This is a genomic window from Saprospiraceae bacterium (assembly GCA_016717265.1).
Taxonomy (GTDB): Bacteria; Bacteroidota; Bacteroidia; order Chitinophagales; family Saprospiraceae; genus Vicinibacter.
In genome coordinates, this window is record JADKFX010000001.1 from 2,804,322 (window position 1) to 2,816,196 (window position 11,875).

General features: G+C 33.2%; 11 protein-coding genes and 1 tRNA gene. All 12 read left to right on the plus strand.

The window, feature by feature from the left end:
• The first annotated feature begins 20 nt into the window (after positions 1-20).
• On the plus strand, positions 21-1,115 hold the full coding sequence (locus IPO86_11015; protein ID MBK9728640.1) for a hypothetical protein: 1,095 nt from the start codon (positions 21-23) through the stop codon (positions 1,113-1,115).
• Complete coding sequence (locus IPO86_11020) at positions 1,112-2,569, plus strand: magnesium chelatase (GenBank protein MBK9728641.1); 1,458 nt, start codon at positions 1,112-1,114, stop codon at positions 2,567-2,569. Before IPO86_11015 ends, IPO86_11020 begins: the two co-directional genes overlap by 4 nt.
• Positions 2,570-2,700: 131 nt before the next feature.
• On the plus strand, positions 2,701-4,260 hold the full coding sequence (gene lepB, locus IPO86_11025; GenBank protein MBK9728642.1) for a signal peptidase I: 1,560 nt from the start codon (positions 2,701-2,703) through the stop codon (positions 4,258-4,260).
• Between the two features lies 1 nt (position 4,261).
• Entirely contained in the window at positions 4,262-5,137 is an 876-nt protein-coding gene (locus IPO86_11030; GenBank protein MBK9728643.1) for a hypothetical protein, read from the plus strand.
• A gap of 2 nt (positions 5,138-5,139) precedes the next feature.
• Positions 5,140-5,928 (plus strand): ABC transporter substrate-binding protein, encoded by a 789-nt coding sequence (locus IPO86_11035; protein MBK9728644.1) that lies wholly within the window; start codon positions 5,140-5,142, stop codon positions 5,926-5,928.
• Positions 5,925-7,520 carry a S8 family serine peptidase gene (locus IPO86_11040; protein MBK9728645.1) on the plus strand — a complete coding sequence of 532 codons (1,596 nt, stop codon included), beginning with the start codon at positions 5,925-5,927 and terminating at the stop codon, positions 7,518-7,520. Before IPO86_11035 ends, IPO86_11040 begins: the two co-directional genes overlap by 4 nt.
• 52 nt (positions 7,521-7,572) lie before the next feature.
• A tRNA-Arg gene (locus IPO86_11045) sits at positions 7,573-7,646 on the plus strand.
• Positions 7,647-7,675: 29 nt separating this feature from the next.
• Positions 7,676-7,909, plus strand: a complete 234-nt coding sequence (rpmB, locus tag IPO86_11050; protein MBK9728646.1) for a 50S ribosomal protein L28 — start codon at positions 7,676-7,678, stop codon at positions 7,907-7,909.
• A 6-nt stretch (positions 7,910-7,915) separates the two neighbouring features.
• Entirely contained in the window at positions 7,916-8,104 is a 189-nt protein-coding gene (rpmG, locus tag IPO86_11055; GenBank protein ID MBK9728647.1) for a 50S ribosomal protein L33, read from the plus strand.
• A 2-nt stretch (positions 8,105-8,106) separates the two neighbouring features.
• Entirely contained in the window at positions 8,107-8,283 is a 177-nt protein-coding gene (locus IPO86_11060) for a DUF4295 family protein (GenBank protein ID MBK9728648.1), read from the plus strand.
• Between the two features lie 77 nt (positions 8,284-8,360).
• Complete coding sequence (gene ftsY, locus IPO86_11065; protein ID MBK9728649.1) at positions 8,361-9,314, plus strand: signal recognition particle-docking protein FtsY; 954 nt, start codon at positions 8,361-8,363, stop codon at positions 9,312-9,314.
• Between the two features lie 120 nt (positions 9,315-9,434).
• Positions 9,435-11,855 carry a T9SS type A sorting domain-containing protein gene (locus tag IPO86_11070; GenBank protein MBK9728650.1) on the plus strand — a complete coding sequence of 807 codons (2,421 nt, stop codon included), beginning with the start codon at positions 9,435-9,437 and terminating at the stop codon, positions 11,853-11,855.
• The last annotated feature ends 20 nt before the right edge of the window (positions 11,856-11,875 follow it).

Consider the following 11,875-nt stretch of genomic DNA (forward strand, 5'->3'; position numbering starts at 1 on the left):
TCCATAAATCATTTCAGGGTATCCAGTATTACTTCGATTCTAGTGATAACTCACATAAAAGTTTGTATGATAGACTATTACGCTTATTTAAAGAGTTACTTTTAGCCTCTTCCGGAGATGTAAATTATACGCTTGATTGGCTTCAGGAACTGGACCGCAAGTTTGGAATCTTTAAATTAAACTATGGAATGTCAGATTTTTTTGAAGAGCTTAAGAAAAACGGTCTCCTTCAGGAAACGAATGCTATAAATTCTCAATATAGTCCATCTAGTAAATTAGAAATAGAAATTCGAAAAAATGCATTTGAATCACTCTTCGGGAAAATAAGAAAAAGTAGTTTAGGTAAACATAAAACAAAACAAACGGGAGCTGGAGATGAAAATTCAGAAAGCATTAGGCCATTTCAATATGGAGATAACTTTCAACAAATCAATACTCAGGAATCTATAAAAAATGCATTTATACGAAATGGTGCAGCGTTGTTTCAATTAAATGAGTCGGATTTAATTTCTCATGAGCGATTTCAACAAGCACAATGCAGTACCGTTTTGATGATAGATATATCTCATTCAATGATACTTTATGGGGAGGATAGAATTACACCTGCTAAAAAAGTAGCACTCGCTTTATCACATATGATCCAGAACTACTATCCAAAAGATAAATTGGACTTTGTAGTTTTTGGTGATGATGCCTGGCAAGTTGAATTAAAAGATTTACCCTATTTGGAAGTGGGACCCTATCATACAAATACAGTAGCTGGATTGAATTTAGCGATTGAAATTTTAAATAAACGAAAAACTGCAAATAAGCATATAATGATGATAACAGATGGAAAACCAAGCTGTATCAAACGAGGAAAAGAATACTATAAAAATTCATTTGGATTAGATCGAATCATCGTATCAAGAACATTAGCCTTAGCTCGTAAATGCAGAAAACAAAATATTGATGTGACTACATTTATGGTTACTACGGATCCTTATCTTGTAGAATTTGTAGAACAATTTTCAAAAGAAGCAAATGGAAAAGCACTGTACACGAATTTAGATGGTTTAGGTGAACATATTTTAATTAATTACGAAAGTAATAAACGAAAAAAAACGGGTAGATGAAAGCAAAGACATTAGGAGAACTTAAAAAATCAGGCTATCAATATCGAGGTATTCGAGAAGAATTGAGGTCCAATTTAATTCAAAAGCTAAAACGAAAAGAACCTATTTTCGACGGAATCTATGGATATGATCATACGGTAATTCCAGATGTTGAAAGGGCCATCCTGAGTGGGCATAATATTTTATTCCTAGGTTTAAGAGGTCAGGCTAAAACCAGAATGGCAAGACTTCTTTCAAAGCTTCTGGACGAACATATTCCAATCATTCAAGGAAGTGAAATAAATGACGATCCATTGCATCCAATAAGTAAGTATGCAATAGAACAAATTGCTTTACTAGGTGATCAATGTCCGATTGAGTGGATCGGTCAAGCTCAAAGATATGTTGAAAAATTAGCAACACCGGATGTTAGTATCGCCGATTTAATTGGTGATTTGGATCCCATTAAAGCAGCTCAAAAAAAGATTTCATACGACAATGAATTTGCAATACATTTTGGCTTGATTCCAAGGTCTAACAGATCCATTTTTGTAATCAATGAACTTTCAGATTTACAAGCAAGAATCCAAGTTGCCTTATTTAATATTTTGGAAGAAAATGATCTACAAATTCGGGGATTTAAAATAAAACTTCCATTGGACATCTTTTTTATGTTTACTGCGAATCCTGAAGATTATACGCAGCGAGGTACTATTATCACGCCATTGAAAGATCGAATTGAAAGTCAAATATTAACCCATTATCCGGATGATATTGAAACTGCATTGAAAATAAGTTTACAGGAAGCAAGTATGCCAACAAATACTGAGCACTCCATTTATATCCCAAATTTAATGCATCGAATCATAGAACAGATTTCCTTCACAGCCAGAGAAAGCGATTTGATTGATGATAAAAGTGGTATTTCAGCACGGCTCAGTATCGCCGCTATTGAATTACTACATAGTGCTATAGAACGCAGAATGATTCTAAATAATGAGAAAAAAGGGACCGCAAGGTTAGCTGATCTACTATCGATTGTACCAGCATTAACAGGAAAGATGGAATTAGTGTATGAAGGGGAACAAATGGGAGCTTATGATGTCGCCCTTAGTTTAATAAACGAATCTATTTTAAATCAGGTTGCTCCCAATTTCCCGCCAATTCAAAGCGGCACGAAGATGAAAACAGTAAACCCATATCAACAAATTAGTGATTGGTTTTCAAAAGGCAATCATATTGCTATCGGCATGGAGGATTCTGAGGCTCTTTATCAGAAGGTAATAACAAGCATCCCTGAAACAAAATCATTTTTAAAAACTATAGATAAAAAGGACCATAATTTAGGTATTGAATGTATTTTACATATTATATCAGGAGCGAATATAATTCAGAAGGAATGGCTAGACCAAAGGATCACCTTTAAAGACCAATTGACAAGTATGCTAAGTGATTTAGATTTATCTTCTAACTAATTTAAACGGCAAAAAACTCGTTTAATCGAATTTCCTTAGAATCTAGTCGTTTTATGGCCTGTATGCTTTTATATTAAATTATCTTTGCTTCTGAACTAGAATTTCCATCAGATAAATTTTAAATTGTGAATATATTAATCTTTTTATTAGTTAGTTATATATTATTGTGTTTTAGTCTGAGCTTAATATTTAGAAAATCAGGAATTGAGGTTTCTAAAGCTTGGATACCTGGAGTTAATTTTGGAGCCTGGTGCAAGCTTATTGGAAGAAACCCAAAGCATGCATGGTGGTTGTTATTTCCAATTGTAAATTTCTTCATTTTTGCTGCGATGTGTATTGATTTAGTTAAATCATTTGGCAAAATGAGCTTTATGGATTCTGTGCTGGCTGTAGTCTATCCTCCATTAGCTTTTTATTTAATTGGAAATAATGATAAAAACCAATTTATTGAACCAGGTTATCTAAAAGAAAAGGAATATTTTGATGCACTCCATAGTGCGCAAAAAAACAAGGATTGGACCAAAGTAAACAAACTCCAAGCAAGCAATAAATATGCTCGAGGTACATTCCGAGAATGGATAGAATCTATCATTTTTGCAGTTTTTGCTGCAGCTTTTATCAGAATGTTCTTAATAGAAGCCTATGTTATTCCAACCCCTTCGATGGAAGGCAGCCTGAAGGTTGGTGATTTTCTTTTTGTGAGTAAAGCACATTATGGTATTCGTACTCCAATGACCATTGCTATGATTCCATTGTTACATAACAGAATTCCAAAATTAGATATTGAGTCTTATTTTACAAAGCCATCATTACCTTATTTTAGACTTCCTGCAATAACAGAAGTCAAAAGAAATGACCCCTTTGTATTCAATTGGCCTGTAGGAGACAGCGTTTATGTTACTCCAACCAGAAGTTGGACAGCTTTCCAAGTTAAAACACAACCAGATGCTGCAAGAGAATGCCAAGGCTTACCTTTAGTGGTAAGACCATTAGATAAAAAAGACCATTATATTAAACGTTGTGTTGGAATCCCAGGCGACAGTTTACAACTTATTGATAGACAACTATATATTAATGGTAAACCCGCTCAAAACCCAGAGCATATGCAGTATTTATATCAGGTCAGTTCAACGACCACCTCATTAAATACTAAGAAATTAGAATCCTGGGGAATCAATACAAAAGATCCTTATTTTAAATCAGGCTACGTATTTTTAGATCTTGACCAATATAATAAAGTTAAAGCTATGGGTCAAGATGTTACGGTTAGTCCATTTAGTTATCCTGATAAAAACACTTTTCCGCATGACCCTGAGCATTTTCCGAATTGGAATTTTGATAATTTCGGCCCCATTTGGATTCCAAAAAAAGGTGTAACTGTTAATATTGGAATAGAGAATATTGCGCTTTTTAGTCGAATTATCTCAGTTTATGAAAATAACAAACTTGAGATAAACGATAAATCCATAATAATTAATGGTACACCTACAAGTCAATATACATTTAAACAAGATTATTATTGGGCAATGGGAGATAATAGACATAATTCAGAAGATTCGAGAGCTTGGGGGTTTGTACCTTTTGACCATGTTGTAGGAAAACCACTATTCATTTGGTTTAGTCTTAAAAATGGCAATTTTTCTGAAGGTATAAACTGGAAAAGAATTTTTACATCTACAAATAAATTATAGTTTGAAATTTCTAAATGTCTTATGGTGTGTTATACTATCTCAAGTTTTAATTGCACAATTACCGAATACTTCTTTATTCAGTTTGCAAATTGAAAATTCAAAGGATTCTAATTGGATTATTAGAAAAGTGGAATTCCTTTCAAACTTTAATCCAGCTTCGTATAATAACCAACCTTTTTTAGTAAATGAGGATTTAATGCTTGCAAGTATTAAATTAAAGACTTCCGATAATACAGAGATTTACAAATTTGATTTACAGAAAAAATCATACTCTAATCTTACTAAAAGTAGCGCTAGTGAATATTCTCCGAGATGTTCAAGCGCTCTTTTAAATTCGTTTACATGTGTTCAGGTTCCTCGCGATGATACCAGTAAACAAGATTTAATACAAATGAATTTGGAAACTGGAAATATTGATAAGTATATTTTTAAAAATAAAGGCAAAATAGGTTATTACAGACATATAAAAGATAAAGAATGGGCATGCTACCTTGTTGATCAACCGCATATTTTAGGAATTTGCAATGAAGATCGGTCAACGAAGAAAATATTTGCTTCTTCTATTGGCCGCTGCTTTGAAATTATGAATGGTCGTGAAATTATTTTTGTCCATAAAATAACGGATGAACTTTGGCAACTTAAATCTTATAATATCTTAACGGAAAAATCAAATCTTTTAGCGACGATGCCTAAAGGAACTGAAGACTTTGTTCTGGATGAATACAACCAAGTAATTTGTGCATCTGGAAGTAAATTATTGCGTTTGAATAGACCGCAAGGTTGGCACGTTTTGGTAGATTTATTGCCTTTAAATATTGATAAAATAACACGTCTTGCATTGTATAAAAATAGAATTATTTTGGTCAGTTTAAATTAATTATGATTCTAATTCAAGGCAAAATAGACTCATTCAACCCAAGTTTCCATTTTAAAAGAATTATTAGTCTAGTACCTTCCATTACCTGGCTCTTATATGATTACAAATTAGCATCAAACTTAATCGCGGTAACAAAATTTTGTGAAATTCCAGAACAATTCAATTCTACTACGATACGGATTGGAGGAACCAAAAATCCTGACCTCGATAAAATACGCCTGTTGAAACCAGATTTAATTATTGCAAATAAAGAAGAAAACAATAAGACTGATGTTGAAGCTTTATCAAAAGATTCGGTAGTCTATCTTTCTGATATTTTTGATTTAGATAGCATGTATCAAATGATGGCAGAACTTGGAATTTTAACTGGTATGTCGAATATTGCGAATCAATGGATTCAAAATATTAAAGATCGATATAATTTATTTAAATCAAATGCGTTATTTCCGCATAAATTTAATATAGTATACTTAATTTGGAGAGCACCTTATATGACTGTCGGAAGGGATACATTTATTCATTATATGCTTTTGCAAGCAGGTTTCGTTAATATTTTTTCAGAATACCAAAGATATCCACAGATAAACTTGAATGATATTCAATTTAGGAATCCTGATGCTATCTTTCTATCTTCGGAACCATACCCATTTAAGCATCATCATCAAATTGAATTTTTGCCAATTAAAAGTACCCTTGTGGATGGGCGAATGTTTTCGTGGTATGGCACTTATACAATTCGGAGTTTTGATTATCTTAATGCCTTGAAACAAAGTTTAAATAACAATCTATGAAGTTCAATTTTTACTTAATAATTTTGACTTTTCTAACAAATAGCCTTTATAGTCAAAATTCCATTTTAGCCCATCGATATACCGTTTCCCTTAAACCAGGTGTAACTTCATTCAAGGAGTCAAATACATCCAGTAGAAATTCGGTTATAAAAAATATTGAGTATTTAAATAGTTATCAAAACATATTATCCATTAGCTTTTATGATGACTTGAATCCAGAAGAAGAAAGTCAGTATTTAAAAAAGCATCCAGATATTTTAAATTTTCAAGCTGTTGTAAATTTCAAACAACGAGGTTGCAATCCAAATGACTCTGCATATTTGGCTCAATACAATATGGAGCTTATGAAATTTGACGAAATCTGGTGCTATGCTACATCTGGCTTAAGCCCTTTTGGGGATACCATAGTGGTAGGTGCAATTGATAATGGATTTAGCTATTGGCTTACTGACATGATTCCAAATATTTATGCAAATCGACTAGAAATACCTGATAATGGGAAAGATGACGATTTGAATGGGTACCGTGATGATTACTACGGTTTAAATGCTAAAATTAGTTCTGAAGGAGATAACCATCAAGGAGATACTCATGGCACAGAAGTGATTTCTGTAATCGGTGCAAAAGGAAATAATAGAGTTGGTATTAGTGGAACAAATCAAAATATTAAAATCTTATTATGCTCTGCAAATTCATCTGATGAATTAGTAAAATGTTATCATTATTTTGTTAAAATGAAACGGGATTATTTAAATTCTGGAGGCAACAAAGGTGCATTTATTGTAAGTTCTAATCTATCCGCCGGTTTTGATGCATTTCCCGATGATTTACCATTAGTTTGTCAAGCGTATGATAGTTTAGGGAATGTTGGAATCTTAAATGCAGTAGCCACTATAAATGAGAATGAAAATATTGATATTGTAGGTGATGTCCCTGGTTTATGCCCTAGTTCTTCATTAATCGTTGTTACCAACACAAACCGTTCTGATCAGAAAGTTACAGATGCAGGATATAGCAAAGTTAATGTTGATTTAGGTGCTTGTGGGGAGGGTATTCCGATGTTAGATATTTCCGGAAATATCCGGGAGGAATCAGGGTGTTCCTTTTCGAGTCCACATGTGGCTGGTGCCATCTCTTTATTATATCAATTTTGTCCAAAACTGACCACTTTAAATAAAACAAAGCCACAGTCTGCAGTATCTGTATTGCACGACATACTTCTTAATTGTGGAGATCCTTTGTCAAGTTTAAAAGATGTAACTAAATCTGGAAACCGATTAAATATTTATAAAGCTTTAGTTTGTCTAAATAATTATTGCCAAGACAGTATAACAGATAAGCGACCGGTCGTCTTATATAATAATTTTGGATCAGGTCCTGTAAAATTGAAATTCACACCGGAGCAATTTGGAAAATATAACTTATTCATTTACAATAACTTAGGTCAATTTATTCAGAAGCAAGAAATAAAGTATACCCCAGATGAAGATTATTATTTTTTAATTGATATAAATTCTTGGCCACCCGGTGTTTATCATGTTTATATCGAAGGATTAGATCTAAAATGGGGTGAAAGCCTAATAAAAATATAATATCCTTTTTATTCTCAAATATTTCTGTAATTTTGCCGTCTATTTTTAAAAGGGCTCCGTAGCTCAACTGAATAGAGCACCTGACTACGGATCAGGAGGTTTAAGGTTTGAATCCTTACGGAGTCACAATTGAAAAAACATAAGTTTATCCAGATATGTCTAAAGTATGCGATTTAACCGGAACGAAGCCAATGTATGGCAATAACGTTTCCCACTCGAATAGAAAAACACGTAGAAGATTTAACCCAAATCTTCAAAAAAAATCATTTTTTATTCCTGAAACAAAAGAATGGGTTGATTTAAAAGTAACAGCTAAAGCATTGCGCACCATTGATAAATTAGGTTTATACGCATTTATCAAAAAATTAGCTAAAAAACACACTAACTAACATTGTATGGCTAAGAAATCAAAAGGCAACAGACAACAAATAATTTTGGAATGTACAGAACATAAAACAAGTGGCTTGCCGGGCACTTCGAGATATGTAACGGAGAAAAACCGAAAGAATACTCCAGATAGATTGGAAATAAAAAAGTATAACCCTATACTTAAAAAATACACTGTTCACAAAGAAATTAAATAGTAATGGCTAAAGTATCAAAAAACGCACGGGTTGCTCAAAGAGCTGCAAATGCAGGGTCCGGAAGGGATCATGTAAAAGTGATTAAGTCTATTAAAGATCCGGTTACTGGTAAATATACCTACAAGGAATTGATTATACATAAAGATAAAGTCAAGGACTTTTTCGAACAGTCTAAATAATTCATACGATATAAGATTTAAAATTATAAGGAAGCTCCAGACTTTGGGGCTTCTTTTTTATTTAATACATATTCTATATGGGATTTTTTGATCGTTTTTTTAGCAAGGAAAAAGAGAAAGATTTAAATCAAGGATTAAGCAAAACCAAAGATGGATTCTTTGACAAGATAGCAAAAGCTGTTGTTGGAAAAAGCCAAATAGATGAAGCTTTTTTAGATGATCTTGAACAAATATTAATCAGCTCTGACGTTGGCCTCGACACTACTATTAAAATTATTCAACGTATTCAAAAACGGGTACTTGAAGACAAATATTTAGGATTAGATCAATTAAACAGTCTACTCCGTGATGAAATTTCTAAATTATTAGCTGAAAACAATACACTGGATTTAGAAGATTTTGATACCGGACCGGTAAGCCCATATATTATACTTGTAGTAGGTGTGAATGGGGTTGGAAAAACAACCACCATAGGGAAACTTGCTTACCAATTTAAGCAACGAGGAAAAAATGTATTAATCGCTGCTGGTGATACCTTTCGCGCAGCAGCGGAAGACCAACTTCACATTTGGTCTGAACGAGTTGGTTGTCAATTTTTTACAAAAGGTATGGGAGCAGATCCTTCTGCAGTGGCTTATGAAGCCGTGCAATTTGCAATTAAAAATAAAATTGATGTTGTTATTATAGATACTGCTGGTAGGCTTCATACTAAATTAAATTTAATGGGCGAACTCGCTAAAATTAATCGTTCCATTGCAAAATCTTTACCAGGAGCTCCCCATGAGGTCTTATTAGTACTTGATGCAACTACCGGGCAAAATGCACTCGAACAATGCAAACACTTTACAGCAACTTCTCAAGTAACTGGTCTGGTACTAACAAAATTGGATGGAACGGCTAAAGGAGGTGTCGCATTAGGAATTTCTGATCAATTTAAAATACCCATTAAATATATAGGCGTTGGAGAACAAATAGAACAATTGCAAATATTTAATAAAATAGCTTTTGTTAATTCCTTATTTGATAAATAGGACGCTTGCAAAGAAAATTTTAAACCTTATTCAATTTTAATAATTGGATTGAATACGTTAAAGTTTTTATCATTCTACTTTTATTTTGTAATATTGTCCATAGAATAAACTACTTCAATTATGCAATTTTACCAATTAAAATATATAATACCGTTTATATTCTTTTGTTTCATTCTGTTTTTAGGAAATTCTGGAAACCCTCCAGATGGATACACAGGTGCACCTTTTAATAGTACTTGTGGCAGTTGTCATGGAGGCGGCTCATTTGACGGCGTAGTTGATATTTCAGGTTTCCCATCTACTATATTGCCAAATACCACTTATGATATTACACTTACAGCTTCCGCAACATCAGGAACTCCAATAGTTGGAGGTTTTCAATTGGTTGCAGTAAATGCTGCAAATCAAAATTCAGGTGACTTAATAAATGTAAGCGGACAAACAGGAACGACTACTTCAGGTTCCAGAGAATACATAGATCAAAGAGGCGCCAAAGCATATACAGGAAATTCTGTTTCGTGGGATTTTAAATGGACTTCACCAAATGGTCCATCAGGGAGTGTTATTACCTTATATTTTAGTTCCAATATGGCCAATGGCAATGGAAGTTCATCAGGCGACCGATCTATCAATTCAAGTAAAAGCGGAACAATGATGGGCGGAGGCAATCCACTTGGTGCTTCTATTACTCAGAAAAAAAATATATCCTGTTTTGGTGGGAGTGATGGAGAAGCAACCGTTACAGCCACTGGAGGCTTCCCACCTTATTCTTATATTTGGTCTAATGGACAAACAAGCAATAAAGCGGATATGCTAAGTTTTGGATCGCAGACAGTAACGGTCACAGACAATATGGGTTCAACAGCTACAGCAAGTACAATTATTACCCAGCCAGGATTATTACAACACGATGTTAAAATTAATAAACAAGTATCTTGCCCCGGTGGTCGCGATGGTTCGGTAACCACCACGGCACTTGGAGGAACGGCACCTTATAATTATATTTATTCAAATGGATCTTCTTCGAATCTCAGTGCAGGATTATATAGCGTTACAGTATCCGATGCAAATGGATGTAATACAAGTAGTACCTTTGTCATCACCGAACCGGATACATTTTCAGTAAATACTATAACTTTTCAAAACCCAATTTGTCCTTCAGATTCTAATGGCTTAATAAAACTAGGTGTTGCAGGAGGAAATCCGCCATATAAATTCAAATGGAGTACAAATGATACTTCCTCTCAAATTTCAAATAAAAAAGTTGGCAACTACAAAGTCACTATTACAGATGCTAAAAATTGCAATACCATTCGCAGCTATGAATTACAATCAAAAGATAGCATAGCACCTCAACTTATTTCAAAAAATGCAAAAGCTTATTTAGGTATAACCGGAATTGCGCTTCCATCAATTTCAGAATACTTTACAATAAATAAAGACAATTGTGATCCTAATCCTAAATTGATTATTAATATCGATACCTTTAAATGTGCCCAAATTGGAAAGCGAAATTTTATCTTGCAATCTACAGATGCAAATGGAAATAAATCAACAGCATCCGTAGAAATTGAAATTCTCGATACCATCAAACCAATTATACATAGATGGAATGATACTATTTTTTATGCGTGTAATATACAAGTGCCACAAATAAATGCGAGCGACAATTGCAGTATTTCTGAATTTAAAAAACTTTCTGGCCCGGATCCAGGAACCATTTTTCCTGTCGGTAGATCCGTTTTTATATTTAGTGCCAAAGATGGTTCAAATAACGAAATTTTAGATTCTTTTAAAGTTGATATTGTACAACCACTAACATTTACAATCGATACCTTCTATTTTAACTATTGTACTGGCGACACTTCCTATCATGTTGTACAATTAATGCATTCTCAAGGAAAGCTGTATGATTTTATTTATAATAACGATACGATTGAATTTGTAAAGGATACTTTAATAACGCTTCAAACATTTAATACAGATTCATTAAAATTTAAAGTAGTTGAAAATTCTGGGTGTTCAATTGACTATAAAATCAATATTGATTATCCTGGACCAATCCTTACATTGGATGCAGTACTGGTTACAGATGAGTCGGACATAAATAAAAAAGACGGTTCCATATTAGCAACTATTCCTGGAGCAGATTCAATTGCTATTTTTGATGCATTTACAAAAGGCTATATAAATAGTACAGGATTAAATTTAGCGGAAGGAATATATGAATTGAAAGCTTATAAAGCATCTTGTGTATTCACTTTCGGACCTTATACTATCAAACTTATTACGAGCACTGAAAATAATGAATCGATTGACATAAAATTAGTCCCAAATCCATTTGAAAATGAATTATCAATCATTTCAAATTCTAAGTTTGAATTAAAATACAAATTGTTTAATGCTTCCGGAGAGCTGATAACAAATGGTGTCTTTTTAAACACCTCCGTCCTTAATCTTAGTAATTTAAAAAGTGGGATTTACTTTTTAGTATGTGCTGATAAAAACCAAGTTTTGTGCAGAAGAATCATGAAAATTTAGAAATTATCGAAAGGAATACT